Below are 25,117 nucleotides of genomic sequence, written 5' to 3'. Positions count from 1 at the left end.
GTTGATTAGCGACCCGGTTCCTGCGCGGTCTGTGCCTGCTGCTGCTGCTGAGCCTGCTGGATGGCAGCGCGCTGGGCGGCACCGACCATGATCTGCTGGATCGCGCCGTGCATGGCAACGGTTTCGCGGCGCGGCTGGTAGTCCTGCGGCGGCGTCGAAGCGACGGCCGGGGTGCTGGCGTTCAGCGCGGCGAGGATCTTGCCGGTCACGTCGACACCTTCGGCAGCGTACTGGAATGCCGAGGGATCGAGCATGATCTGGATGTTGTTGGCAGTGACCACCTGGTTCTGCGCCGGGCCGAGGTTCGCGAGCAGCTGCTCAACGACGTAGTATTCGGCAAGGGCGATCGGAGCGAGAAGCTGCGCAGCCTGCTGCTGCTTGGCTTCGAGCTGCGCGGTCACGGTCGGGTTCGCGTCCCACTCGGCCTGGTTCACTTCGCGGTCGCCATTGGTGTCGAGGCTGGCCTGGAGATTGTTGATCTCCTGGCGAAGCGTGGCGATCTGCTGGCGCTGGGTGGCGTAGGCGGTGCTGATCGCCTGGTAGCCGGTGCGCAGCGCGTCGGCCTGCACGAGGACGGCTTCCGGGCTGGCAGTGGCGATGCCGTTGACCTGCGCTGCAGCAGGTGCCGCGACGGTGGCTGCCGACATGGCAAGGGCGATACCGGCAAGGGCCGGCTTGAAGTTGGTAATCATCAGAATTGGGTACCTACGTTGAAGGAGAAGGTCTTGGTATCGTCGCCCTCGACCTTCTTCAGGATCTGGGCGAAGTCGATACGGAACGGCCCGAATGGCGAGTTCCAGTTGACCCCGATGCCGACCGAAATGCGCGGCGAAGGGGTGTCGCCGAGAAAGATTTCCCGGAAAGGTGCGATGGTCTGGTTGAGCGGCGAAAGCGGCTGATTGTTCGAGTCGACCGTATCGGTCGTCGGTGCACCGTCTTCACCGACGAAGAGCGGATTGCCGTCGAGGTCGCGAAGCTGGTACGAAAGACCGTTGGGGAACGGGCTCTGCTGCAGCGTCGGCGTCTTGACGTTCCACAGTGCGCCTACGTCGAGGAAGACCGACGGGCGAAGGCCGAGTTCCGAAGCGCCCGATCCGAGCGGGATTTCGAGCTCCGCACGGCCGAGGTAATAGGCGTTGCCGCCAATCGCGTCGTCGGAGATCTGGTCACGCGCGGTGAGGATCAGCGGATCGGGATTGTTCGGATCGGCACTGTCCGGATCGGCGATGATCGGCTGGCGCAGGACGCGCGGACCGACGCCGCGGATGTCGAAGCCGCGGATCTGCGGCTCGCCGAGGAAGAAACGGTCGGTCAGCTGGACGTCGTCGAGACCCGGTCCGCGATCGGACAGGCCGTTGATCACCCCGCCCTCGGCCTTCACCGAGAAGATGAAGTTGTCCATCACGTTCCAGTAGCGCGCCAGACGGGCACGGTTGCGGACGTATTTCACCGAACCGCCGAGGCCGGAGAATTCCGTGGTGAGCGAGACGGACATGCCGCGCGTCGGACGGAACCGGCTGTCGGTGTTGTCGAACGCCAGCGTCGCACCCAGGATCGAGCTGGTGCGGGTACCGATCGCTTCGCACAGGAAGCGGCCGGCGAGCAGCGGTTCGCAGGTCCGGATGCCGTCGCCGTCGAAATCGCCGAAATACTGCGATTCGTCGAGCGAGACGTCGTCGTGGTTGAAGGTGTAGCTGCCGAGCAGCGACATGTACTCGCTCAGCGGCACGCCGACGCGCAGCGAGGCACCGGTCTGCGCCTGCTCGTAGGTCGAGCGGTTGCGGTTGCGGAAGTTCGGCGCGTTGAAATCCTGGCGGTAGATATCGATGCCGGCCGAGATGTTGCGGTCGAACACATAGGGTTCGGTGAAGCTGATGCGAGCCGAACGCGAGTAGCGCGAATAGTTCACGCTCGCGCCGATCGTCTGGCCACGACCGCGGAAGTTGCGCTGGCGGATCGAGCCGGCGAGGATGAAGCTCTCGAGCGAAGAGAAACCGGCCGAAAGCTGGAGTTCGCCGGTCGGCTGTTCTTCGACGTTCGCTTCAAGCACGATGCGATCCGGACGGCTGCCGGGCTTCTGCTCGATCTCGAAGTTTTCTTGGAAGAAGCCGAGCGACTTGATGCGGTTGGACGAACGCTTCACGCCGATCGAGTTGAACGCATCGCCTTCCGACAGGCGGAATTCGCGGCGCACGACCTTGTCCTGCGTCAGCGTGTTGCCGTTGACGTCGACCCGCTCGACATAAACGCGCGGCGCTTCCTGGATCAGGTAGGTCACGTTCATTTCCAGCTCGTCCTTGTTGCGACGGAACTGGGGCTGAACATCGGCGAATGCATAGCCGAAGGTACCGGCGAGCTCGGTAAGCTGCTCGACCGTGTCCTCGATGGCCTTGGCGTCGTACCAGTCGCCCTTCTGCATCGGCAGGCGGGCGGTCATTGTTTCGCTGTCGAAGTCGCGAATCTGGCTGTCGACCGAAACGTCGCCGAATTTGTAGCGCTCGCCTTCCTCCACCACGTAGGTGATGATGAAGTCCTTCTTGTCCGGCGTAAGCTCGGCCACGGCGGAGACGACGCGGAAGTCGGCATAGCCCTGCGTCAGGTAGAACTGGCGCAGCTTCTGCTGGTCGAATGCGAGACGGTCGGGGTCGTAGCTGGTGTTCGAGCTGAAGAAGCTCGTCCAGCGGGCCTGCTTGGTGACCATTTCACCGCGCAGCTTGCCGTCGGAGAACACATCGTTGCCGATGATGTTGATCTGGCGGACCTTCGACTTGGGACCTTCGGTGATCTCGTAGACGATGTCGACGCGGTTCTGGCTGAGCTGCACGGTCTTCGGTTCGACCGAAGCGGCGAAGCGGCCCTGGCGCTTGTAGAGCTCGATGATGCGCTGGGTGTCGGCGCGAACTTTCGAGCGGGTGAAGATCTGGCGCGGCGCGAGCTTGATTTCGGGCAGGATCTTGTCTGCCTTCAGGCGCTTGTTGCCTTCCAGGATGATGCGGTTGACGACCGGGTTCTCGGTCACCTCGATGATGACGTTGCCGTTCTCGTTACGCACGCTTGCATTGGAGAACAGCTCGGTCGCGTAGAGGTCCTTGATCGCCTGGTCGGCTGCGGCCTGGGTGTAGACGTCGCCCGAACGCAGGCGGATGTAGCTGACGATGGTTTCCGGCTCGAGACGCTGGGCGCCCTGGACCGAGAGGCTGCGGACGATGTCCTGGCGCGGGGCAGGCGCGGCTTCGGGCTGCGCGGTTGCAGCCTCCGCTTCCGTCTCCTGCGCATGGGCGACGGCAGGCACCCCGGCCAGCATCGTCGTTCCCAGAAGTGCAAGTGCCAGCTTTCGGCCGATCGTGTTGCCAGCGTTATCGACCATTTCGCGTTCCATCATCGACACGGTAATCCCGTCCAAACCCTAAACCTTTGAACCCGTCCTTGCCTGACATGACAGGCGCCGGACGGGCAATGCTGCCCTCTGCCCGATGCCGTCCCCCCAATCAAGCGAAGTGAGGTCCAAACCCCCGCGTTTCTTGCCTCGCGCTGCTACCCGCCGAAAATAGGGAGCGACACGACGTCGTTTATCGTGACGAACACCATCAGCATGAGCACGATTGCCACTCCGGTGCGATACGCCAGCTCGGTACCACGGGGGCCGACCGGCTTCCGGCGGACTGCTTCAGCCGCGTAGAAAGCCAGGTGCCCGCCGTCGAGCGCCGGGATTGGCAAGAGGTTGATGAATGCCAAATTAAGCGAGATGAGCGCGATGAAGTTGATGAAGGGCAATGGCCCGAGGCTCATCTGCTCGCCGGAATATTTTGCGATCTTCACCGGACCGCCCAATTCCTTGACCGAACGCTCGCCCATGACGATCTGCCCGATGCCGGTGATCATCATGTCGACCACGCGTGCGCATTCGGAAAAAGCGAAGCCGATCGAGCCGACCAGTCCGATCGGCTCGAGCGTGCGGTCGACCGAATAGACGCCGATCAGGCCGATACGGCTTTCATTGCCGAAACGGTCGGTCTGGACGAAGCTCTTCGCCGTAACCTCGACCGCCTGGGTGGCGCCGTCGCGCTCGATCATGAAGGTGACTTCGCGGCCCGGGAATGGCGCGACTTCCTCGACCACTTCACGGAAGTCGGAAATCTTCTCGCCGTTTACCGCGAGGATGCGATCGCCGACCAGCAGCCCGGCTTCCTGCGCAGCCGAATCTTCCGAGAAATCGCCGATGACGGGCGGCGTGACCGGCTTGCCGAAGGACATGGCGAAAGCCGCGAAGATCGCGACCGCGACGAGGATATTGGTCGCCGGACCGGCAAAGACGATCAGTGCTCGCTGCCACAGCGGTTTGTGGTGGAAGCTGTCGCCGCGTTCGGACGGCGGGATCTTGGCCAGCTCGTCAGGGTGCGGGATGCTCGCCGGGTCCATGTCGCCCTTGAACTGGACATAGCCGCCCAGCGGCAGGGCGGAGACGCGCCAACGGGTGCCGCGCTTGTCGGTCCAGCCGAACAGCTCCTTGCCGAAGCCGATCGAGAATTTCTCGGCCTTTACGCCGAACCAGCGGCCGACGAGATAGTGGCCGAGCTCGTGCACGGTGACCAGCGGCCCCAGCACGAGCAGGAAACCGACGATCCACATCCACCAGGATACGCTTTCGAACAAATCAGGCGACCTCCAACATCGCGCGCGCCCTTGCCCGTGCGGCCTGATCGACATCGAGCACGTCGTCAAGGCTCACCGGCGGGGGCGGCATATTGCTTTCTTGCAGTATGGCCTCGACAGTTAACGCAATACGAGTGAACGGAAGGTGACCGGCAAGGAAGGCAGCGACGGCCACTTCGTTCGCCGCATTGAGGATCGCAGGCGCCGCGCCGCCGTGCTGGACGGCCTCGCGAGCGAGCCTCGTTGCCGGGAAACGCTCTTCATCCGGCTCGAAAAAGGTCAGTTCGCCGATTTTCGGCAGGTCGAGCGGTTCGCACGGCGTATCCATCCGCTCCGGCCATGCGAGGCACGATGCGATCGGCACGCGCATGTCGGAGGGGCCGAGCTGCGCCAGCGTGGAGCCGTCGCGATATTCGACCATCGAGTGAATGACGCTCTGCGGGTGTACCACGATCCGCAGCCGGTCGAGCCCGACGGGGAACAGGTGGTGGGCTTCGATGAATTCGAGGCCCTTGTTCATCATCGTCGCGGAATCGACGCTGATCTTGGCGCCCATGTCCCAGTTGGGGTGCGCCACCGCCTGCGCCGGAGTGGTATTCTCGAGCTGCTCCTGCGACCAGGTGCGCAGCGGCCCGCCGCTCGCGGTCAGCGTGATCCAGCGCACGTCCTCGATCTTGCCGCCCTGCAGGCACTGGAAGATCGCGTTGTGCTCGCTGTCGACCGGCAGCAGCGTCGCGCCGTGCTTCTCGACCGCTGCCGTCATGACCTCGCCCGCGGAGACCAGCGCTTCCTTGTTGGCGAGCGCGATCGTGCCGCCCTGCTCGATCGCCGCCATCACCGGGCCGAGGCCCGCGCAACCGACGATTGCGCCGACCGTGATATCGACCGGGCGCGATGCAGCCTCGCACAGCGCCTTCGCGCCGCCGGCCGCCTCGATACCGGAACCGGCCAGCGCCTCGCGCAGTTCGCCGAGGCAACTCTCGTCGCCGACGACCGCGATCTCTGCGCCGAATTCACGCGCGAGCTTGGCCAGCTCAATCGCCGAGCAATTCGCCGTCAGCGCGACAACGCGCCATTCGTCGCAATTGCGGCGGATGAGGTCGAGCGTCGATGCGCCGACCGAACCCGTCGCCCCGAGAATGGTGATCGAGCGTGTCACAGGCTCGCCGCCACGACCGAGCCGAACAGGATCGAGACCGGGATCAGCCCGTCGATCCGGTCGAAGAACCCGCCGTGCCCCGGAATGAGCTTGGAGGAATCTTTCACTCCAGCCTTCCGCTTGAGCCAGCTTTCGAGGAAGTCGCCGCTCTGCGCGAGGACCGCGATAATCGCGCCGCCCGCAAGTATGAAGGCGAGGAGGTTCGTGCCCTCGATCGCCAGCATGGTGGAATCGTAGGTCTGCGCCTGCTGGGTCGCGGTTCCGAGCAGCTTGGTCAGCGGGTCGGCAATCACGATCTGGAGCGCCAGCCAAAGGCTCGCGCCTAGGATGCCGCCGAACAGGCCGGCCCATGTCTTGGACGGGCTGATGCTCGGCGCGATCTTCGGCCCGCCAATGCTGCGGCCGGCGAAATAGGCGCCCACGTCCACGGCCACGACCGCGCCGATGGTCATGACGATCAGGAACGGCGTCATCTGCGCAAGGAGCACTGCCGCAAGGCCGATATAGACGATGCCTGCGATGATGGCGGCGATGCGGTAGGGAACGTTGTCGGTCGCCTTGATGACGAGCATCACGAACTCGACAAGCGTGATCAGCGCGACAGCGGCGATGAAGCCCTGGAACCAGATCCCGCCCGCGACGACCGCAGAAATCGCGATGGCCAGCATGACCACCGCGGAAATCGTCCTGACCCCGAGGTCGGACTTTTTCGCCGGTGCGTTAGCGTCCGCCAAAGCGTCGTTCCCGTTCGGCAAAATCGTTCATGGCCGCCTTCAGATGTTCGATGGTGAAGTCCGGCCACAGCGTATCGACAAAGGCCATCTCGGCATAGGCACATTGCCACAGCAGGAAATTCGACAGGCGAACCTCGCCGCTGGTGCGGATCAGCAGGTCGAGCGGCGGCAAATCGACGGTATCGAGATGCGCGGCGATGGTTTTCTCGTTCACCTCGCCGATGGCAGCCGCCTTCGCCGCAGCGCGGGCGATTTCCTGCTGCGACCCGTAGTTGAGCGCGACTGCCAGCGTGTGCTTGCCGTCCTTCGTCTGGTCGAGCGCATCTTCCAGCATGGCGACGATATCGGGCGCGAGCGATTGCCAGTCGCCGATGATCTTGAGCTTCACATTGTTGGCGACGAATTCGGGCAAGTCCGACTTGATGAACTTGCGCATCAGATTCATCAGGTCGTCGACTTCTTCCTCGGGCCGTTTCCAGTTTTCCGAGGAGAAGGCATAGAGCGTGAGGCATTCGAGCCCGAGCGGTTCGACATTGCGCACCAGCTCGCGCACGGCTTCGACCCCGCGGCGGTGCCCCATTGCGCGGGGCAGCCCCTTGCGCTTCGCCCAGCGTCCGTTGCCATCCATGATGATGGCAACGTGCCGTGCGCGCTGTTCCTCTCCTGCCATGCCGATTCCCGGAAGCGCCTGGCCCTTACTGGGTCAGGATTTCCTTTTCCTTCTGCTCGGCGGCAGCATCGGCCTCGGCGACATATTTGTCGGTCAGCTTCTGGACCTCGTCCTCGGACCGCTTGCGGTCGTCTTCGGAGATTTCCTTTTTCTTCTCGTCTTCCTTGAGCGCTTCCATGCCGTCGCGGCGCACGTTGCGGATCGCGATCTTCGCTTTCTCCGCATACTGGCCGGCAAGCTTGGCGAGTTCGCGGCGACGCTCTTCGGTGAGGTCGGGCATCGGCAGGCGCAGCGTCTGGCCGTCGATCATCGGGTTGAGGCCAAGGTTCGCGTGAGCGATCCCCTTCTCCACTGCGATGACGTTCGACTTGTCCCACACCTGCACGCTCAGCATGCGCGGTTCCGGCGCGGAAACGGTCGCCACCTGGTTCAAGGGCATCATCGAGCCGTAAACCTCGACCTGCACCGGATCGAGCAGGCTGGTGTTCGCACGGCCGGTGCGCAGGCCCGAAAGGTCGCCCTTCAGGCTTTCGATCGCACCCTGCATGCGGCGGTCGATATCGTTCTTGTCGTATTTGGCCATTGTCAGCCTTCCTTCTCCACGATGGTCTGGACACCGGTGCCGCCGAGCACGCGCGCCACATTGCCGCGTTCGCGGATCGAGAAGACGACGATCGGGATGTCGTTCTCGCGGCAGAGCGCAACGGCAGTCGCGTCCATGACCTTCAGATTGTCGGACAACACCTTGTCATAGGTGATTGTTTCGAAACGGGTTGCATCCGGGTTGGTCTTGGGATCGCTGTCGTAGACCCCGTCGACGCTCGTCCCCTTGAGCAGCGCGTCGCAATTCATCTCCGCAGCCCGCAGCGCAGCACCCGTATCGGTCGTGAAGAACGGGTTGCCGGTACCGGCCGCGAAAATCACGATCCGGCCCTTCTGCAGGTGACGTTCCGCGCGGCGGCGGATGTAGGGTTCGCACACGGAGGACATCGGAATGGCCGACTGCACCCGCGTCTGCACGCCGAGCTGTTCGAGCGCATTCTGCATCGCCAGCGCGTTCATCACCGTGGCGAGCATGCCCATGTAATCGCCGGTCGTACGGTCGAGCCCGCGGGCTGCACCGGCAACGCCGCGGAAGATATTGCCGCCACCGATGACGAGGCAAACCTCGAGGCCGGTTTCCTTCGCCGCCTTCACCTCTTCCGCGAGGCGGACGACATATTCCGGATCGATGCCGTACTCCTGGTTCCCCATCAGCACCTCGCCCGAAAGTTTCAGGAGGATGCGCTTCGCGGTCTTGAGGGGCATGGGCGGTCGGATTCCGTGTGACGATGAAACTGGCCAACCCCTTAGCGAGCAAGGTAGAAAGGCGCAAAGGGAAAGGGCGCGCGAGAGGGGGAAGAGCCAATGGCGAGGAAACTTGTCTTTGCCGCAATCGGGCTGCTGATGGTCGCACTGGTTGCAGGCCTGATGTTCCAGCGCCCCCTGGGCGAGAGCATGTTCGAGCGCGCTGTCACGCAGCGCCTGACCCAAGGCGGGCTCGAGCTGGAAGACGGCCTGCACCTCGGCCTGTGCGGCACCGGATCGCCCCTCCCCAACCCCGATCGCGCAGGCCCCTGCAACATCGTGATTGCGGGCGAGCAGGCGTTCATCGTCGATATCGGCGAAGGCGGGGCGCGCAATCTCAACCTGATGGGCATCGACATCGCAGGGCTCGACGGCCTGCTGCTGACCCATTTCCATTCAGACCATATCGACGGCATGGGCCCGCTCGCCCTGCTCTATTGGACGCAGGCCAATGCCGACGCGCCCTTGCCGCTCTACGGCCCGCAAGGGGTCGACGAACTGGCAGAGGGGTTCAACGCCTTCTACGCGCTCGACAAGACCTACCGCATCGCGCACCACGGCGAAGCGATCGTCCCGCCCGCTGGTTTCGGGGTGAAGGCCATGCCGTTCGAAATCGGCGCAGAACCGGTCATCATGCTCGAGCGCGGCGGGCTGACCATCACTGCGTTTCCGGTCGACCACGATCCGGTCCGCCCGAGTGTCGGCTACCGCTTCGACTACAAGGGCCGCTCGATCGTCATCAGCGGCGATACGTCGCGCTCCCCCATGCTGGAGCGCGCCGCGAAGGGTGCGGACATTCTCGTCCACGATGCTCTGCAATCGAAGCTGGTCGCACACATGACCGGCGCGCTCGAAGATGCGGGGAACGGCAACACGGCCCAGATCACGCGCGATATCCTCGACTATCACGCCACGCCGGAGGATGCCGCCGCCAGTGCGCAGGCTGCCGGCGTGCGCCATCTGGTCCTCTCGCACCTCGTCCCGCCGATCCCATCGAGCTTCATCTACCCTGCCTTCCTCGGCGATGCGGAGAGCGTGTTCGATGGGGAGATAACCGTCGGCGAGGACGGGATGCTGTTTTCGCTGCCGCCGGGGAGCGAGGAAATCCGGACCGACAAGCTGCTCTAGCTGCGAAAAGAAAACGGCCGCCGGACTTGTCGTCCAGCGGCCGCTTGTCTTGTTCGGTTGGAGGGCCTTAGCCGGCGACGGCAGCGGCAACCTCTGCAGCGAAATCGCTCTCTTCCTTCTCGATGCCTTCACCGAGCTGGAAGCGGACGTAGTCCTTGAGGACGATTTCGTGACCGGCGTCCTTGCCGGCCTTGGCAACGACGTCCGAGATCGGCGTCTTGTTGTCCATCACGAAAATCTGGCTGAGGAGAGCGTTCTCCTTGGCGAACTTGGCAATCGCGCCGTCGACCATCTTTTCCTGCACGTTTTCCGGCTTGCCGCTTTCGGCAGCCTTCTCGGCAGCGATCGCGCGCTCACGCTCGATCAGGGCCGGGTCGAGGCCTTCGGCGTTGAGAGCCTGCGGGAAAGCGGCAGCGATGTGCATCGCCAGCTGCTTGCCGAGCGGCTCGAGAACGTCTGCGCCAGCTTCCGATTCCAGAGCGACGAGAACGCCGATCTTGCCGAGGCCGGCAGCAACCGCGTTGTGCATGTAGGGAACGACCACGCCGTTCGAGACCGAAACGGTCTTCATGCGGCGGATCTGCTGGTTCTCACCGATGGTCGCGACGTTGTCGGTCAGCTTGTCGGCAACATTGCCGCCATCGGGGTAGTCCATGCCCTTGAGAGCTTCGACATCGTCGCTGTCGGCGCCGAGAGCGGTCTCGGTGACCTTGCGGACGAAGTCTTGGAACTTGTCGTTCTTGGCGACGAAGTCGGTTTCCGAGTTGACTTCGACGGCAACGCCCTTGGTGCCTTCGACGGCAACGCCGACGAGGCCTTCGGCCGCGGTACGGCTCGACTTCTTCTGTGCGGTGGCGAGGCCCTTCGCACGCAGAGCGTCGACAGCTGCTTCGATGTCGCCATCGGTTTCAGTGAGCGCCTTCTTGGCGTCCATCATGCCCGCGCCGGTCTTCTCGCGCAGGGCCTTGATGTCGGCGGTGGTGAAATTCGCCATGGTTCGTGTCCTTTCGGATTTTCAGTTGCGCGCCGGCCCTGCTCGGGGGGAGAGGTCGGCCGGCGCGCTAGAGGGGTTTTGTGACGGAGGCTTTGCGCCTCAGGCTTCTGCTGCGGCTTCTGCCGGCGGCTCGGCCATTTCGCCAACGTCGACGGAATCGGCAGCGCCATTCTTGCTGGCAGCTTCGGCGACCGCGTCGCAGTAGAGGCGGACGGCGCGGGCAGCGTCGTCGTTACCCGGGATCGGGAACGCGATGCCTTCCGGATCGACGTTGGTGTCGAGGATCGCCACGACCGGAATGCCGAGAACGTTGGCTTCCTTGATCGCCAGCTCTTCCTTGTTGGCGTCGATCACGAACATCACGTCCGGAATGCCGCCCATGTCGCGGATGCCGCCGAGCGAAAGCTCGAGCTTGTCACGCTCGCGGGTGAGCTGGAGGACTTCCTTCTTGGTGAAGCCCGAGGTGTCGCCCGAGAGCTGCTCTTCGAGGGTCTTGAGGCGCTTGATCGACTGGGAGATGGTCTTCCAGTTGGTCAGCATGCCGCCCAGCCAACGATGGTTGACGAAGTGCTGGCCCGAACGCTTCGCTGCTTCGGCGATCGGTTCCTGCGCCTGGCGCTTGGTGCCGACGAACAGGACCTTGCCGCCCGAACGCGCGGTCTGGTCGATGAAGTCGAGCGCGCGCGCCATCAGCGGAACGGTCTGCGACAGGTCGATGATGTGAACACCGTTGCGGGCGCCGAAGATGTACGGCTTCATCCGCGGGTTCCAGCGGTGGGTCTGGTGGCCGAAGTGTGCACCGGCCTCGATCAATTGCTGCATGGTGACGGTAGGAGCCGCCATAGGTAAATTCCTTTCCGGTTAAGCCTCTGGAGAACTGGAACCGTGCGGCTATCCCGCTGCGGCACCGGTATGTGTGCTCTCCATGTGGATTTGCCCTGGGTCCGAGGGAATCGGTCCTTCAGGCAGGCGCGCCTCTACCCAGCTTTGCCGGGGAAATCCAGCCCAAAAGCCTCTTCGACGCACAAAGCGCCAAATGCCGCTTGACAATGCGGAACAAATAGAGAACAAATGCTCGGGCGGAACAAAAACCGCGAGATAGGTGTTTTCCACAGGTAGCCCACAGCCTGTCAAGAGGTTTGTGGGCAGGCAGAGAAAGACAAGACGATGCTCGAAATGACCCTGATCGCGCTGTTCCTCACCGCCGCCGTCGCATGCTTCGGCGTGCTGGCCGATAGCATGGTGCGCGGGCGCAATGCCTATCGCGCAATCAAGGGACGCCGCGCTGCCGCTGCATGCGCCGCCTCGTTCGTGTTCTGTGATGAACCGCGCCGCAGCGCGGTGGTCGCGCCCTTCCCGCGCAGCCGCGCCGCTACTGTACGCCCTCGCCTCGAGCCGCTGCGCGCTGCTGCTTGATCTTCCCGTAGCGGAATAGCGCATAGGGCATCAGCAGCAGGTAACCGACGCCGATCACGGTCAGCGTCCACCACGGCTCCAGCAGGAGCGCGGCGAACAGCAATCCGACGAAAGCGATGAGTTCGAGCCGCACGTTCCGCCGCGGACGCAGCGACGTCCAGCTGAACGTCGCGATGTTCGAGATCATCAGGAACGCGATCGCCACCATCCACAGCGCGTTGACTGCAGGCTCGCGGAAGATCGGTTCGCCGGTCGCCATCCACAGGTAGAACGGCAGGAAGGCGAGGCCCGCCCCGAGCGGGGCAGGAACGCCGGTCAGGAAACCGGCGGACTTGTGCGGCTGTTCGTCCATGTCGATCTGCGCATTGAAGCGTGCGAGGCGCAGCGCACAGCAGATCGCGAAGGCGAGCGCTGCGAGCCAGCCGAGGCGCGGCAAGTCCTGCAAGGTCCACAGGTAGAAGATAATCGCGGGCGCCATGCCGAAGCTGAGCGAATCCGCCAGGCTGTCGAGCTCCGCCCCGAAGCGCGACTGCGCCTTGAGCAACCGTGCGATCCGGCCGTCGATCCCGTCGAGCAGGCCAGCGAGGATGACGGCGAAGATCGCCGCATCCCAGTCGCCCCCGATGGCAAAGCGAATACCCGTCAGCCCCGAACACAGCGCAGCAGCGGTAATGGCGTTGGGAATAACGGCGCGAAGCGACAGCCCCTTGGTACCGCCACTTGTCTGCGGAAGCTCGTCCTCAGCCGACTTCGGCCCGATGCGCGACCTGTCTTCGCTCACTGCGAAACGCCCTCGAGCAGCTTCTGCTGGCCGAGATGCGCAAGCACCGTCTCGCCCGCGATGACCTTCTGCCCGAGCAGGACTGCCGAATCGGTGCCTGCCGGAAGGTAGACGTCGACGCGGCTGCCGAAGCGGATCAGGCCGACGCGCTGGCCGACTGCGAGCGTGTCGCCCGGCTTCACGAAAGGCACGATGCGGCGCGCGATAAGACCGGCGATCTGGGTGAAACCAATCGACAGGCCGTCGGCCCGCTCGATCAGGATGTGCTGGCGCTCGTTCTCCTCGCTCGCCTTGTCGAGGTCGGCATTCATGAACTTGCCCGGCATGTAGATCAGGCGGCGCACGGTGCCGCCGATCGGCGCGCGATTGATGTGCACGTCGAAGACGCTCATGAAAATCGAGATCCGCGTGACCTTGCCCTGCGGCAGCCCGGCAGTGCCCGAACCATCATCGCCGACGAGTTCCGCCGGCGGGTCGACTTCCTGGATCAGCGACACGAGGCCGTCTGCCGGCGAAACGATCACGTCGTCGCCCTGCGGCACGACCCTTTCGGGATCGCGGAAGAACGCGAGGATGAAGATCGTCAGGCCGACCAGCGGCCAGCCGAGGATTTCCCAATCGAGGATCAGAAGCACCGAAAGCGCGATCGCGCCCGAAATAACGCCGAATTTGCGGCCTTCGGGATGGATCGACGGCCAGTTCCAGCCGGCGTCTCCGCGCCCGCGATTGTCTAGGATTTCACCTGCCATAAGGTCCCACTTAGGTGTTGCGCGCGATTGCAGCAAGCAAGCGCGATGGTTGCATGGTCAACAAGCCACGCATCGAATTGTGCCGAGGAAGGTTCAGCCGGCGACCTTGCGGACGAAAACCGTGCCTGCGGAATAGCCCGCGCCGAAGCTGCAGATGAGGCCGACATCGTTCGCCGCCAGGTCGTCGCTGTGCTTGTGGAACGCGATGATCGACCCGGCGCTCGAGGTGTTGCCGTAGGTGTCGAGCACGGTCGGGCTTTCATCCTCCGACGCCTCATGTCCAAGCACGCGGTGCGAAATCAGGCGGTTCATGCCCGAGTTCGCCTGGTGCAGCCACAGGCGGCGCAGGCTGGTCGGATCGATATCGAGCCGCTCGGCCTCGTCGATGATCATCTGCGCGACCATCGGGACGACTTCCTTGAACACCTTGCGCCCTTCCTGGACGAACAGCTTGTCGGGCGTGTCCGCCGTGTCGGGATGTGCGCGGTTGAGGAAGCCGAAGTTGTTGCGGATGTTGTTCGAGAACACCGTCTTCAGCTTGGTGCCGAGGATGTCCCAGTGCTCGGCCGGAGCAATCGCCTCGTCCTCGACGAGAACCGCGGTAGCGACATCGCCGAAGATGAAGTGGCTGTCGCGGTCGCGCCAGTTGAGGTGGCCGCTGGTGATCTCGGGACTGACGACCAGCACGCTCTTCGCATTGCCCGCCCGGATGTAATCCGCCGCGGTCTGGATGCCGAAAGTAGCTGAGGAGCATGCGACGTTCATGTCGAAACCGAAGCCGTCGATACCGAGCGCTTCCTGGATTTCGATTGCCATCGCCGGATAGGGGCGCTGCATGTTCGACGCGGCGCACAGCACGGCATCGACGTCCTCCGGCTTGCGCCCTGCCCGCTCGAGCGCCTGCCTGGCAGCCTTCACGCCGATTTCGGCGAGGATCGAGATTTCCTCGTTCGGGCGTTCTTCCCAGCGCGGGGACATGATGTCGGGATCGAGGATCGGCTCTTTCGTCATCACATGACGCGCCTTGATGCCGCTCGCCTTCTCGATAAATTCGACCGAGCTCGGCTGCAGCGGCTCCACCTCGCCGGCGGCGATCGCATCCGCATTTGCGGCGTTGAACCGCTCCACATAGGCGTTGAAGCTTGCGACGAGTTCTTCGTTGGTGATGCTCTCCTCCGGCGTGAACAGGCCGGTCGAGGAGATGACGGGTTTGTGCGTGAGTTCCATGGCGCGTGCCTAGTCGCGACTTTTGTGGCGGGCAAGAAAAAGGCCGCTCACCTGATGCGGCGAGCGGCCCTCCTCTCCCTGTCGCTTTACGCGATCAGAACTTGGTACGCACCGTCAGGCCGTAGCTGCGCGGCTCCTGGATGAAGGCCGAGCGCGAGCCCGAACGCAGGACGGTGTTGAAGGTGACGCCGCGGGTGATTTCGTTCGTGAGGTTGGTCACGAAGGCCTCGAGCGTCCAGCTGTCGTCCTGCGCACCGATACCGGCGCGAAGGTTGATCTTAACATTGCTGTCCTGGACGTCGAACGGCACCAGCACGTTCGCTGCGAGGTTCGACGGATCGACTGCCTGCGTCGATGTGCGGCGGTCGTCTTCCATGCGGACCTGGCCGTTGAGGAAGAAGTCGAGGTAATTGCCCAGCTCCTTCTCGTAGGTCGCACCGAGGATCGCCACGATGTCGGGCGCGTTGGTCAGCGAGTTGCCGCACAGCGCAACCACGTTCGGCGAGGTCTGCGTGCCCGCGCAATCCGAGGGATAGCGCGCGTCCATCACGGTCAGGCCGCCGTTGATCGTCAGCTCGTAGGTCGGGCGGATCACGGTCTCGATTTCGACACCAGTGGTCTCGGCCGAGGGCACGTTGAAGGTCGTGAACTGCGCGCCGGTGAATTCGAGAACCTGGAAGTTCGTGAATTCCTGGTGGAAGCCCGCGATGTTCAGCGTCACCGCATCGTCGAGCAGCTGCGCCTTCATGCCGACTTCATAGGCATCGACCTCTTCCGACAGGAAGCGCGGGTCCGCGCCACCTGCGGCAGCGGTCGAGTCGAGGTTGAAGCCGCCCGACTTGTAGCCGTGGGTGAAGCTTGCATAGACGTTCACCGGAGCGTCGAACTTGTAGCTGATCTTGCCGGTGTAGATCAGTTCGTCGTCCTTGAAGGTCGAATCGAACGTGCGCGGCAGCGGGAATACCGCTGCTGCCGGCAGGTCGGCCGGCGCGGTGAAGGCGAAGCAGCCCGTGCCGAAGACATTGGTGATCAGCGGTGCCGGAACTGCGCCCGCACCGATCGCGGTCAGGATCGCCGGGCACAGCTGGTTGTTGTTGTTGCCCTGCGCGAACGCACCGTCCTTGCTTTCGTCCGACCAGCGAAGGCCGAGCGTAAGAGCGAGCTTGTCGGTGACGTTCAGCGTGTTGTGCGTAAAGATCGACCAGCTCTTGCTGTTCTGCGAATAGAGGTTGGTGTTGGTCGTTCCTGCCGGATCAACCCCGCCGGAGAAGATCGTAAGCGGATTTGCGCCCAGAACGCCGCCGGTCGGTCCGAAGAACAGCGCGCCGATCAGCTCGCCATAGTCCTCGCCCAGCTCGAAGCTGGCCGCCTGCGCGATATCCTCTTCCGAGTAGTAGCCACCGATGAGCCATTCGAACTTGTCGTCGAACGCCTCGCCCTGGATGCGAAGCTCGTGCGTCATGGTCTCGATCGCGGTCACGTTGCCGGTCACGTTGAACACATCGATGCCCGAGAAGTCGGAGTCGTAGGCCTCGAAGGAATCGAACTCGCGGTAGGAGCCGATGTAGATGAGGTCCGCCGCGTCGCCGATCGGCACCTGGATCTCACCGGTGATGCCCCATTGTTCGACTTCGGTAATCGGCGCGAAATTGGCCGACGCGATGCGGCTGTCGGCAGCCGCTTCCGCAGCGCCCTGGTCGAAGCGATTGGTTGCGACGACCGGACCGGCCATCCCGCCGCGCGCGCCGAGACCGACGGCAGCGAAGAGGCCGGCGCTCTCGATGGGCGACTGCAGCACTTCGAGCGCCGCACCGAAGGGAGCATTGCTTTCCGAATAGTCGCCGATGAGGCGCACCTGGATGCCGCCCTCGCTCTCGTAGCCGAGCTGGCCGCGGACGAGGAACTGGTCGGCACCGTTGGATTCGCCGACCGGCGTGCCGCTTCCATCGACGACGGTGTAATAGCCGTCACGCTCGCGATATGCGCCGGTCAGGCGCAGCGCGAGCGTATCCTGGATGAGTGGCGCGTTGACCGCCGCCTGCACGCTGATCAGGTCGCGGTTGCCATAGGTCGCATTGGCGAAGCCTCCGAACTCGTTCAGATCGGGACGACGCGTGGTGATGTTGAGCGCACCGGCCGAGGTGTTGCGGCCGAACAGCGTGCCCTGCGGACCGCGCAGGACTTCGACCCGCTCGATATCGACGAACTCGGACAGGGCGACGCCCGGGCGCGACTGGTATGCACCGTCGACGAAGATGCCGACCGCGCTTTCGAAGCCGATGTTGTTCGAGGTGGTGCCGATACCGCGGATGCGCAGCACGACCGAACCCGAAGCGAGCTGCGCGTTCGAGGTCGAGAAGCTCGGCGAGACCTGCGTCACTTCCTGCACGTTGACGACGCCCTGGCGATCGAGCTGAACCGGGCTGACCGCGGTCACTGCGAGCGGAACTTCCTGCACGTTCTCCGCACGGCGCGTCGCCGTCACGATGATCGGATCGCGATTGAGCGTCGATTCTTCATTTTCGCTCGCCGCATCGGCCGAAACCTGGGCATGGGCGGTGCCGGCCATGGCGGCAAAGCCCGCACCGATGGCAAGCGCAGTGGAACGCAGAAGTACTGTCCGTAGGGTCATGAAATTTCCTCTCCGAAAGGCGTCGGAACGCAATGTAACCCGGCGATCGTTATCGTCCCCGGTGTTCTGGAGCGTTCTGCATGCCCGTTTTGCGTAACGCAATCGTATGCATAGGGGGCTTGCACGCAACTTTATGCCTGTGTTGCATTGATGCACCACAAACCTGTCGCATTCATACGCGACGTCGCGGCTGTTCTTCGGATGCCTGGGAAGGTGGTGGACAGGGCTGGATTCGAACCAGCGTACGCTTGCGCGGGCAGATTTACAGTCTGCTGCCTTTAACCACTCGGCCACCTGTCCACTGGGCTTGCCGGATAGGCGGAAATTCCGCTGTCTGGTAGGGTTGCGATACAACCCCGTCCGGCCGAGAGGCGCCCCTTTGGCGAAGCCGCGCTTGCCTGTCAACAGGCGTGCTGGCATGGCGCCGCAACATTTCTTCGATAGGACGTGAAAATGGCGAAAGGCGAACGCAAACGCGCGCTGCGCGGCAGGGCCGGACGAATGAAAGGCGGACGCGGCAGCGGCCGTGCGAGCACCGGGCAGGTGCGCTTCTGGGGCCGCCATGCGGTCGAGGCCGCGCTCAAGAACCCGGAGCGCAGCCATCGCAAGCTGTGGGCGACGCGCGAAGGCATTGCCACGCTCGACGGCGAACTGCCGGCCGACTTCCCGGTCGAATATGCCGATGTGCAGGATCTCGGGCGCCTCGTTCCGCGCGATGCGCCGCATCAGGGGCTGGTTCTCGAATGCGCGCCGCTGGAGGAAATCTTTCTCGAAGAAGCGATGCAGCGCTCGCCAGGCAAGCCGCTGCTGTTCCTCGACCAGGTGACCGACCCGCACAATGTCGGCGCGATCCTGCGCTCGGCAGCAGCCTTCGAGGCAGCGGCGATCGTGACGCAGGACCGGCACGCGCCGCCCGAATCCGGGACGGTTGCCAAGAGCGCGTCGGGCGCCTTGGAAATCGTGCCATGGGTCCGCGTGGTTAATCTCGCCCGCGCGATGGAAGAAGCCGCCGAGGCCGGATACTGGCGTATCGGGCTTGCCGGAGAGGCCGAGGCGACCCTGTCCGAGGCGCTGCCTGCAGGCCCGGTCGCGCTGGTGCTCGGCGCGGAAGGCGAAGGCATGCGGCAGAATGTTGCAAGCCACTGCGATGCCCTCGCCCGCCTGCCGATCAGCGATGCGATGGAAAGCCTCAACGTTTCCAATGCCGCAGCGATCGCACTCTATGCTATGGCTACCCGCGACGGCTGAACGAATTCGACTGGGGGGACAAACGACATGAAGCCATTCAAGATCATCGCGGCAGCCTGCGCGAGCCTGTTGCTCACCAGCTGCTTCCTCGTGCCCGGCAAGTTCGATTCCGAGCTGACCGTGCTCAAGGACGGCCGCTTCTCCTACACCTACCAGGGCGAGATCCAGGCCATCGGGATGAGCAACCTGATGGAAGGTGCGATGGAGGCGGAGGATCAGGACTTCACCGGCCAGTGCACCGACGATGCGGGCGAACCGAGGGACTGCACGCCCGAGGAAACCGAGCAGCAGCGCGCGGCGAACAGGGCCGAGAACCAGCAGATGATGGCGATGTTCTCCGCCATGGCACCGGGCATGAATGCAGGCGATGAGGAAAGCATAGCGCGCTTTGTCGAAAAGCTCTCCAAGCAGAAGGGCTGGAACTCGGTCGTGCACAAGGGCAACGGCGTGTTCGAGATCGACTACCGCATCGACGGGCGCGCGGACCGCGACTTCCTGTTCCCGCTGGTCGAGGACATGCCGATGCCGGTCGCCTTCGTCACCATGGTGGTGCGCAAGGATTCGACCGTCCGCGTGTCGGCTCCCGGTTTCCGCAACGACGGCAATTCGAGCAACCTCGGCATGATGGGTGCGATGGCATCCATGGGTGAGGCCGAGGGCGATCAGGCCGAAGGCGATGCGCCCCCTGCCCCGCCCGTCGTCACGCTCGACGGGACGTTCCGCATCCGGACCGATGGCGAGATCCTGACCAACAATACCGAAGAAGGCCCGGCGATCGACGGCGGCATGCGCGTGCTCGCATGGCGCGTCACCCCGGCGCAGACGGAAGCTCCGCAGGCGCTGATCCGCTTCTGACGAGGAAGGGGTGCTTTCTGACCGGTAGGGGCGCTATGCCCCAAAAGGAAAACGCCGCGCGACCTATTGGTCAGCGCGGCGTTTCCATTTCCGGCTCCACCCGGCCGGAAAGCCAGATCTGGCTTAGTTCACGGCGTCCTTCAGGCCCTTGCCGGCCTTGAACTTCGGCTGATTGGAAGCCTTGATCGTCATCGGCTCGCCGGTACGCGGATTGCGACCGGTCGAAGCCTTGCGCTTGGCAACCGAGAACGTGCCGAACCCGACCAGTCGCACTTCGTCGCCCTTCGACAGAGCGGTGGTGATCGAGTCGAAAACGCCTTCGACTGCGCTCGCCGCGTCGCTCTTGGAAAGGCCGCTGGCTTCCGCGACAGCGCCGATCAGGTCGTTCTTGTTCATTCTGCAAAACCCCCTTGAGAATTGTTGTGGCTTCGGAGCCTTGTGAATCGGCTCCGGCAAGGCCGCCGATACAAGGGGAGTTTGCACCCGCTGTCAAAGCCATTCCGCAGCGGAAAGCTGCCATTTCCGACAAGGTGAGCGGTTTTGCGACGAACCGAGACGCGCAACCTAACAATCGTAAAGTTTCCCGACGCAATCGCTTGCGCCGCCTGGTCAGAGGATCACAGCGGATCAGTGCGCGGTCGGCGGAATGCTTCCGGCCGAACCGGGACCGGAGGGCTGGCTCGCCAGGTCGTCGGCCTCGGTCCATTCGATCGGCGCAGGGATCGCGGTCAGCGCGCGTTCGAGCACCTGGTCGACGTGGCTCACCGGAACGATCTCGAGACCCTCGGTCACATTCGCGGGGATTTCGGCGAGGTCCTTCACATTCTCTTCCGGAATGAGGACCGTCTTGATCCCGCCGCGCAGCGCCGCGAGCAGCTTTTCCTTCAGCCCTCCGATCGCCAGCACGCGGCCACGCAGCGTGACCTCGCCGGTCATGGCAACATCGGGCTGCACCGCGATACCGGTCAGCGCCGAGACGATCGAGGTGACCATGCCGACGCCCGCGCTCGGACCATCCTTCGGCACCGCGCCTTCGGGCAGGTGGATATGGATGTTCTTGCGCTGGAAGATGCTGGGCTTGATGCCATAGGCAGGGGCCCGCGCCTTCACGAAGCTGAAGGCGGCCGCGACGCTTTCGTTCATCACGTCGCCGAGCTTGCCGGTCGTCTTGACCTCGCCCTTGCCCGGCGTGGTGACGCTTTCGATCGTCAGCAGTTCGCCGCCGACTTCGGTCCAGGCAAGGCCGGTAACCGCCCCGACCTGCGCCTCGTCGTCGGACATGCCGTGCTTGAATTTCCGCACGCCGGCGAAGTCCGAGAGGTTCTCCGGCGTGATGGTCACGCTGTCAGTTTCCTTCTCGAGAATCTTGCGCAGCGACTTGCGGCACAGCTTGGCGATCTCGCGCTCGAGCGTGCGCACGCCCGCCTCGCGGGTGTAGTAGCGGATGAGGTCGCGCAGGCCCTCTTCGGTCAGCGTGAACTCGCCGTCCTTGAGGCCATGCGCCTCGACCTGCTTGGCAATCAGGTGACGCTTGGCGATCTCGACCTTCTCGTCCTCCGTATAGCCTTCGAGGCGGATGATCTCCATCCGGTCGAGCAGCGGCTGCGGCAGGTTGAGGCTGTTCGCGGTGGTCACGAACATGATGTCGGAAAGGTCGATATCGAGTTCGAGATAGTGGTCCTGGAACTTGCTGTTCTGTTCCGGGTCGAGCACCTCCAGCAGGGCCGAAGCGGGATCGCCGCGGAAATCCTGGCCGAGCTTGTCGATCTCGTCGAGGAGGAAGAGCGGATTGCTCTTGCCGGCCTTCTTGAGGTTGGTGACGATCTTGCCCGGAAGCGAGCCGATATAGGTCCGGCGGTGACCGCGGATTTCCGCTTCGTCACGCACGCCGCCGAGGCTCTGGCGGATGAACTCGCGCCCCGTCGCCTTCGCGATCGACTTACCGAGCGAGGTCTTGCCGACGCCGGGCGGGCCGACGAGGCACAGGATCGGCCCCTTTAGCTTGTTGGTCCGCGCCTGCACGGCGAGATATTCGATGATCCGGTCCTTGACCTTTTCCAGCCCGTAGTGATCCGCGTCGAGCACTTCCTGCGCCTTCGCGATATCCTTCTTGAGCTTCGATTTCTTGCCCCACGGCAGTCCGAGCAGGACGTCGAGGTAATTGCGCACGACGGTCGCCTCGGCGCTCATCGGTTGCATGCCCTTGAGCTTCTTCAGTTCCGTCTCGGCCTTGGCCTTCGCTTCCTTCGACAGCTTGAGGCTCTCGATCTTCTGCTGCAGCTCGGCGATTTCGTTGTCGTCGTCGCCGCCGCCCAGCTCCGACTGGATCGCCTTGAGCTGTTCGTTGAGGTAATACTCGCGCTGCGTCTTTTCCATCTGACGCTTCACGCGGCCGCGGATCTTCTTTTCGACCTGCAGGACGGAAAGCTCGCCTTCCATGAAGGACATGACCATCTCGAGCCGCTTGAGCGGGTTCGGTTCGGTCAGCAGCGCCTGCTTGTCGGAAACCTTGGCATTGATCGCAGCGGCCACGGCGTCGGCCAGCGAACCGGCATCGTCGAGCTCGCCGAGGTCTTCGGCGGCATCGTCGCCCAGCTTCTTGTTGAGCTTGGCGTAGTCCTTGAAGTGGTCGACCACCGAGCGCATCATCGCGGTCACTTCGCTGCCAGAAGCGGTCTGCTCCTCGATCAGCGAGACTTCCGCGACGACGAGTTCGCCATCGGGCTTGAGCTGTTCGAGCTGCGCGCGCGACTGGCCTTCGACCAACACGCGGACGGTGCCGTCGGGCAGCTTGAGCATCTGCAGCACCTGCGCAACCACGCCAACATCGTAGAGATCGTCGCGCGCCGGGTCGTCGCAGCCCGGGTCGAGCTGGGCGAGAAGGAAGATGTCTTTCGACGATTCCATCGCCGCTTCGAGGGCAGCGACCGACTTGTCCCGACCGACGAACAGCGGGACGACCATACCGGGGAACACGACGATATCGCGCAGGGGAAGAAGGGGAAAATGACTCATGGGGCGAATATGGGTAGCGCCCCGCCGCACTGCAATATGCAGCACCTGCGTAGCTGTGGACGCGGGAGCGCCCGGTATTCAGGTGCGACAGCGGCGAAAATGGGTCGACAAGGCAGGCGTTTTCTTAGATGATTCAGTCAACGGTCGCGGTAATCTTTCAAACCGCCGCTCAAAAATAACAGAAAATTCCCGGCACCGATGAGGACGTGAAGGTGGACGCGAGCCGACCGACCGAGGATTATTACGCCATTCTCCAAGTGGCCCCGGGCTGCGATGCAGAAGTGCTGGAGAAGGCCTACCGCCATCTCGCCCAGCGTTTCCATCCCGACCACAGTGCCACGGCTGATGTCGAGAAATTCACCGAGATAACGCAGGCCTACAGCGTGCTGCGCAATCCGGAGAAGCGCGCGGCCTACGACAAGCTGCATGGCTACGACGAGATCGCCCAGCCCAACCCGTATCACGGCATCGAAACCCCGCCGCTCGACGATCGCGAGGCGCTGGCGGATGCCGACGTCCACGAAAAGATCCTCAACGTGCTCTACAAGCGTCGGCGCGAGCACGCGGGCAACCCCGGCGTCGGCCCCTTCGCGGTGCAGGAAATCGCCGACTGCTCATACGAGGAGTTCGAGTTCCACAGCTGGTACCTGAAGTCGAAGGGCTACATCGAGACGACCGAGGAAGGCACGATCGCCATCACGGTCGAGGGCGTCGATCACGTCATTTCGATGAGCCGCCATGCCGAAGAACAGAAGCTGCTGTCCGCACGGCGCGACGAGGCCGAAGACTGATCCCGCAAGTCACGGCGAAGAAAAGCGTCGCAACTATTCCTTAAACCCGGTTTACTATCACCTGCCGGGATTTTGGGGGACGCAATGCATTATTTCGGCTGGATATTTCTCGGCTTCGTCGCACTTGTCGTATCGAACCTGATCGAAGGGATCGGGGACTTCGGCAGCTCGCCTGCAGAGCGGCTGCCGTTTTACCTCACTGCTCTCGCGCTGCTGCTCTTTGCGCTGTTCAGCTTCTTCAAGGGAGGACGCGGTGCCTGGCGCGCGGTCGAGGCGCAATTCGGGAACAAGCCGGACGACGTTCGCGAAGAAATGCGCGCTGCCACGCGCGCCGCTCGTCCTGCAAGCCGCAAGGACCCGGTCGTCGCCAATGCACCGCAGGCGCCGGGCGGATTCGATCCCGACGCGGCACTGCGCAATTACATGGCAAAGCGCGACAGCGGCGCGGTGCAGCCGGTCGAGCCAAAGCCCGCCGAGCCGCAGCCGCAGCGCCCGGTCTTCGGGCGCAAAGCCGTCTGACGATCAGTCGCGGAAGCTCGGGTCGATCCGGTCGAGCTTGCGCAGCAGGGCCGGCCAGGCGAGCCCGTTTGCAACCATCGCCATGCCGTCCGCCGGCGTCTGCGAGCGGACCTTTTCGGGCGTGCCCTGCGGCGGATTATGCAGGTTCTCGCGCCCCGCGCTCAGCATCTTGACCTGCGCATCGCAGGCCCGCTCGAGGAAATAGAGCCGCAGGAAGCACTCGCCCACGGTCTTGCCGATCGCCAGCGTACCGTGGTTGCGCAGGATCATGACGTGGTGGTCGCCCATGTCCTCGACCAGCCGCTCGCGCTCTTCGAGGTCCGTCGCGATGCCTTCATACTCGTGATAGGCGATGTCGTGACGCGCGATCATGCCGGTCTGCGTGTGCTCCATCAGGCCTTCGGACATGGCGCTGACCGCCTGCCCTGCCGGAGTGTGCAGGTGCATGACCGAATGCGCATCCTCGCAGTTCATGTGCAGCGCGGAGTGGATCGTGAAGCCCGCCGGATTGACCGGGTGCGGGCTCGGAATAACCGGCTGTCCTTCGACGTCGATCTTCACGAGGCTCGAGGCGGTGATCTCCTCGAACATCATGTCGTAGGGGTTGATGAGGAAGTGGTGCTCCGGCCCCGGCACGCGCGCGGAAAGGTGCGTGAAGATCAGGTCGTCCCAGCCATACAGCGCAACCAGCCGGTATGCGGCGGCAAGGTCGACGCGGACCGCCCATTCCTCATCCGACACCTGCGCGCGGATATCGGCATCCGAACCGGCGGGATTGTCGTTCAACACGGTAGCCATGGCACTCTCCTCAAAATGTCCTCAGCCGCGCTTTAGCACGCCGATCGCGATCAACCCATACCCGGAAGATTGAAGCCCGGCGGCAGGCCCATGCCGCCCTGGATCTTCTTCATTTCCTCGTTCGAGAGGCGGTCGGCCTTGTCGCGCGCGTCGTTGAACGCGGCAGTCACAAGGTCTTCGACCATCTGCTTTTCTTCCGGCTTCATCAGGCTGTCGTCGATCGTTACGCCGAGGATGCGGCCCTTCGCGGTCGCGCGTACCTTCACGAGGCCGCCGCCCGACTGGCCTTCGACCTCGAGCGCGTCGAGCTTCGCCTGCATGTCGTTCATCTGGGTCTGGATCGACTCGGCGGCCTTCTGGGCAGCCTGGATCATTTCTTCCATCGATTTCATTGCATCACC

24 protein-coding genes and 1 tRNA gene are annotated in these 25,117 nt (G+C 63.6%); 6 read left to right on the top strand and 19 right to left on the bottom strand.

The features are described from left to right. Window positions 1-5 precede the first annotated feature (5 nt). The 8 genes from EO245_RS07360 to pyrH all read right to left on the bottom strand — a co-directional run bounded on the left by EO245_RS07360 (window position 6) and on the right by pyrH (window position 8,524). The gene (locus tag EO245_RS07360) at window positions 6-692 is read right to left on the bottom strand and encodes an OmpH family outer membrane protein (protein WP_128892311.1); all 687 of its coding nucleotides are present in this window, start codon (window positions 690-692) and stop codon (window positions 6-8) included. Continuing rightward, the gene (gene bamA, locus EO245_RS07355) at window positions 692-3,379 is read right to left on the bottom strand and encodes an outer membrane protein assembly factor BamA (protein WP_128893503.1); all 2,688 of its coding nucleotides are present in this window, start codon (window positions 3,377-3,379) and stop codon (window positions 692-694) included. Before bamA ends, EO245_RS07360 begins: the two co-directional genes overlap by 1 nt. A gap of 155 nt (window positions 3,380-3,534) precedes the next feature. Then, on the bottom strand, window positions 3,535-4,653 hold the full coding sequence (rseP, locus tag EO245_RS07350; protein WP_370246038.1) for an RIP metalloprotease RseP: 1,119 nt from the start codon (window positions 4,651-4,653) through the stop codon (window positions 3,535-3,537). A gap of 1 nt (window position 4,654) precedes the next feature. Further along, a complete protein-coding gene (gene dxr, locus EO245_RS07345) occupies window positions 4,655-5,812 on the bottom strand; it encodes a 1-deoxy-D-xylulose-5-phosphate reductoisomerase (protein WP_128892310.1) in 1,158 nt (385 codons plus the stop codon). After that, complete coding sequence (locus EO245_RS07340; protein WP_234026841.1) at window positions 5,809-6,546, bottom strand: phosphatidate cytidylyltransferase; 738 nt, start codon at window positions 6,544-6,546, stop codon at window positions 5,809-5,811. Before EO245_RS07340 ends, dxr begins: the two co-directional genes overlap by 4 nt. Next, on the bottom strand, window positions 6,533-7,216 hold the full coding sequence (gene uppS / locus EO245_RS07335; protein ID WP_128892309.1) for a polyprenyl diphosphate synthase: 684 nt from the start codon (window positions 7,214-7,216) through the stop codon (window positions 6,533-6,535). Before uppS ends, EO245_RS07340 begins: the two co-directional genes overlap by 14 nt. A gap of 25 nt (window positions 7,217-7,241) precedes the next feature. Next, entirely contained in the window at window positions 7,242-7,799 is a 558-nt protein-coding gene (frr, locus tag EO245_RS07330; protein WP_128892308.1) for a ribosome recycling factor, read from the bottom strand. Window positions 7,800-7,801: 2 nt separating this feature from the next. Beyond that, entirely contained in the window at window positions 7,802-8,524 is a 723-nt protein-coding gene (gene pyrH / locus EO245_RS07325) for a UMP kinase (protein WP_128892307.1), read from the bottom strand. A gap of 99 nt (window positions 8,525-8,623) precedes the next feature. On the opposite strand from pyrH, the gene EO245_RS07320 reads away from it, so the two are divergent. Further along, a complete protein-coding gene (locus tag EO245_RS07320) occupies window positions 8,624-9,691 on the top strand; it encodes an MBL fold metallo-hydrolase (protein ID WP_128892306.1) in 1,068 nt (355 codons plus the stop codon). A 67-nt stretch (window positions 9,692-9,758) separates the two neighbouring features. On the opposite strand, the gene tsf is transcribed toward EO245_RS07320, so the two are convergent. Both tsf and rpsB read right to left on the bottom strand, forming a co-directional pair. After that, window positions 9,759-10,685, bottom strand: coding sequence for a translation elongation factor Ts (gene tsf / locus EO245_RS07315; RefSeq protein WP_128892305.1), 927 nt, complete (start codon window positions 10,683-10,685; stop codon window positions 9,759-9,761). Window positions 10,686-10,784: 99 nt separating this feature from the next. Then, entirely contained in the window at window positions 10,785-11,528 is a 744-nt protein-coding gene (gene rpsB, locus EO245_RS07310; protein WP_128892304.1) for a 30S ribosomal protein S2, read from the bottom strand. Between the two features lie 324 nt (window positions 11,529-11,852). Between rpsB and EO245_RS07305 the strand changes: the two genes are divergently transcribed. After that, window positions 11,853-12,101, top strand: a complete 249-nt coding sequence (locus EO245_RS07305) for a hypothetical protein (protein ID WP_128892303.1) — start codon at window positions 11,853-11,855, stop codon at window positions 12,099-12,101. Here EO245_RS07305 and EO245_RS07300 read toward each other — a convergent pair. The 5 genes from EO245_RS07300 to EO245_RS07280 form a co-directional block, all read right to left on the bottom strand. Next, complete coding sequence (locus EO245_RS07300) at window positions 12,058-12,882, bottom strand: phosphatidylcholine/phosphatidylserine synthase (protein ID WP_128892302.1); 825 nt, start codon at window positions 12,880-12,882, stop codon at window positions 12,058-12,060. The two genes, EO245_RS07305 and EO245_RS07300, sit on opposite strands and share 44 nt — an antisense overlap. After that, window positions 12,879-13,631, bottom strand: a complete 753-nt coding sequence (locus EO245_RS07295) for a phosphatidylserine decarboxylase (RefSeq protein ID WP_128892301.1) — start codon at window positions 13,629-13,631, stop codon at window positions 12,879-12,881. Before EO245_RS07295 ends, EO245_RS07300 begins: the two co-directional genes overlap by 4 nt. A 93-nt stretch (window positions 13,632-13,724) precedes the next feature. Beyond that, window positions 13,725-14,858, bottom strand: coding sequence for a beta-ketoacyl-ACP synthase III (locus EO245_RS07290; protein WP_128892300.1), 1,134 nt, complete (start codon window positions 14,856-14,858; stop codon window positions 13,725-13,727). A 94-nt stretch (window positions 14,859-14,952) separates the two neighbouring features. Then, window positions 14,953-17,490, bottom strand: a complete 2,538-nt coding sequence (locus tag EO245_RS07285) for a TonB-dependent receptor (RefSeq protein ID WP_234026840.1) — start codon at window positions 17,488-17,490, stop codon at window positions 14,953-14,955. A 214-nt stretch (window positions 17,491-17,704) separates the two neighbouring features. Beyond that, a tRNA-Tyr gene (locus EO245_RS07280) sits at window positions 17,705-17,790 on the bottom strand. Between the two features lie 153 nt (window positions 17,791-17,943). Here EO245_RS07280 and rlmB point away from each other — a divergent pair. Together rlmB and EO245_RS07270 are read left to right on the top strand one after the other, a co-directional pair. After that, window positions 17,944-18,738 carry a 23S rRNA (guanosine(2251)-2'-O)-methyltransferase RlmB gene (gene rlmB, locus EO245_RS07275; RefSeq protein WP_128892299.1) on the top strand — a complete coding sequence of 265 codons (795 nt, stop codon included), beginning with the start codon at window positions 17,944-17,946 and terminating at the stop codon, window positions 18,736-18,738. 27 nt (window positions 18,739-18,765) lie between these two features. Then, complete coding sequence (locus EO245_RS07270; protein WP_128892298.1) at window positions 18,766-19,593, top strand: hypothetical protein; 828 nt, start codon at window positions 18,766-18,768, stop codon at window positions 19,591-19,593. Window positions 19,594-19,716: 123 nt separating this feature from the next. Here EO245_RS07270 and EO245_RS07265 read toward each other — a convergent pair whose 3' ends face one another. Both EO245_RS07265 and lon read right to left on the bottom strand, forming a co-directional pair. Beyond that, window positions 19,717-19,989, bottom strand: coding sequence for an HU family DNA-binding protein (locus EO245_RS07265; RefSeq protein WP_128892297.1), 273 nt, complete (start codon window positions 19,987-19,989; stop codon window positions 19,717-19,719). A 231-nt stretch (window positions 19,990-20,220) separates the two neighbouring features. Beyond that, a complete protein-coding gene (gene lon, locus EO245_RS07260) occupies window positions 20,221-22,608 on the bottom strand; it encodes an endopeptidase La (protein ID WP_128892296.1) in 2,388 nt (795 codons plus the stop codon). A gap of 212 nt (window positions 22,609-22,820) precedes the next feature. On the opposite strand from lon, the gene EO245_RS07255 reads away from it, so the two are divergent. Beyond that, window positions 22,821-23,399, top strand: coding sequence for a DnaJ domain-containing protein (locus tag EO245_RS07255; RefSeq protein ID WP_164931280.1), 579 nt, complete (start codon window positions 22,821-22,823; stop codon window positions 23,397-23,399). Between the two features lie 84 nt (window positions 23,400-23,483). Continuing rightward, window positions 23,484-23,918 (top strand): hypothetical protein, encoded by a 435-nt coding sequence (locus tag EO245_RS07250; protein ID WP_128892294.1) that lies wholly within the window; start codon window positions 23,484-23,486, stop codon window positions 23,916-23,918. A 3-nt stretch (window positions 23,919-23,921) separates the two neighbouring features. On the opposite strand, the gene EO245_RS07245 is transcribed toward EO245_RS07250, so the two are convergent. Further along, the gene (locus tag EO245_RS07245; protein ID WP_128892293.1) at window positions 23,922-24,716 is read right to left on the bottom strand and encodes a class II aldolase/adducin family protein; all 795 of its coding nucleotides are present in this window, start codon (window positions 24,714-24,716) and stop codon (window positions 23,922-23,924) included. A 50-nt stretch (window positions 24,717-24,766) separates the two neighbouring features. After that, complete coding sequence (locus tag EO245_RS07240; protein WP_128892292.1) at window positions 24,767-25,108, bottom strand: YbaB/EbfC family nucleoid-associated protein; 342 nt, start codon at window positions 25,106-25,108, stop codon at window positions 24,767-24,769. Window positions 25,109-25,117: the final 9 nt, after the last annotated feature.

It is taken from the genome of Erythrobacter sp. HKB08 (genome assembly GCF_004114695.1).
In the GTDB taxonomy this organism is placed as follows: domain Bacteria; phylum Pseudomonadota; class Alphaproteobacteria; order Sphingomonadales; family Sphingomonadaceae; genus Parerythrobacter_A.
The sequence above is the reverse complement of the archived record's forward strand: the minus strand, read 5'-3'. Positions and strand labels throughout refer to the sequence as shown.

Bases quoted from the DNA above. Each gene is read 5' to 3' on its own strand.
- rpsB (WP_128892304.1), bottom strand. From the start codon at position 11,528: ATGGCGGCTCCTACCGTCACCATGCAGCAATTGATCGAGGCCGGTGCA.
- bamA (WP_128893503.1), bottom strand. From the start codon at position 3,379: ATGGAACGCGAAATGGTCGATAACGCTGGCAACACGATCGGCCGAAAG.
- uppS (WP_128892309.1), bottom strand. From the start codon at position 7,216: ATGGCAGGAGAGGAACAGCGCGCACGGCACGTTGCCATCATCATGGAT.
- lon (WP_128892296.1), bottom strand. From the start codon at position 22,608: ATGAGTCATTTTCCCCTTCTTCCCCTGCGCGATATCGTCGTGTTCCCC.
- EO245_RS07250 (WP_128892294.1), top strand. From the start codon at position 23,484: ATGCATTATTTCGGCTGGATATTTCTCGGCTTCGTCGCACTTGTCGTA.
- EO245_RS07320 (WP_128892306.1), top strand. From the start codon at position 8,624: ATGGCGAGGAAACTTGTCTTTGCCGCAATCGGGCTGCTGATGGTCGCA.
- EO245_RS07285 (WP_234026840.1), bottom strand. From the start codon at position 17,490: ATGACCCTACGGACAGTACTTCTGCGTTCCACTGCGCTTGCCATCGGT.
- EO245_RS07240 (WP_128892292.1), bottom strand. From the start codon at position 25,108: ATGAAATCGATGGAAGAAATGATCCAGGCTGCCCAGAAGGCCGCCGAG.
- pyrH (WP_128892307.1), bottom strand. From the start codon at position 8,524: ATGCCCCTCAAGACCGCGAAGCGCATCCTCCTGAAACTTTCGGGCGAG.
- frr (WP_128892308.1), bottom strand. From the start codon at position 7,799: ATGGCCAAATACGACAAGAACGATATCGACCGCCGCATGCAGGGTGCG.
- tsf (WP_128892305.1), bottom strand. From the start codon at position 10,685: ATGGCGAATTTCACCACCGCCGACATCAAGGCCCTGCGCGAGAAGACC.
- EO245_RS07360 (WP_128892311.1), bottom strand. From the start codon at position 692: ATGATTACCAACTTCAAGCCGGCCCTTGCCGGTATCGCCCTTGCCATG.
- EO245_RS07295 (WP_128892301.1), bottom strand. From the start codon at position 13,631: ATGGCAGGTGAAATCCTAGACAATCGCGGGCGCGGAGACGCCGGCTGG.
- EO245_RS07305 (WP_128892303.1), top strand. From the start codon at position 11,853: ATGCTCGAAATGACCCTGATCGCGCTGTTCCTCACCGCCGCCGTCGCA.
- rlmB (WP_128892299.1), top strand. From the start codon at position 17,944: ATGGCGAAAGGCGAACGCAAACGCGCGCTGCGCGGCAGGGCCGGACGA.
- EO245_RS07270 (WP_128892298.1), top strand. From the start codon at position 18,766: ATGAAGCCATTCAAGATCATCGCGGCAGCCTGCGCGAGCCTGTTGCTC.
- EO245_RS07265 (WP_128892297.1), bottom strand. From the start codon at position 19,989: ATGAACAAGAACGACCTGATCGGCGCTGTCGCGGAAGCCAGCGGCCTT.
- EO245_RS07290 (WP_128892300.1), bottom strand. From the start codon at position 14,858: ATGGAACTCACGCACAAACCCGTCATCTCCTCGACCGGCCTGTTCACG.
- EO245_RS07245 (WP_128892293.1), bottom strand. From the start codon at position 24,716: ATGGCTACCGTGTTGAACGACAATCCCGCCGGTTCGGATGCCGATATC.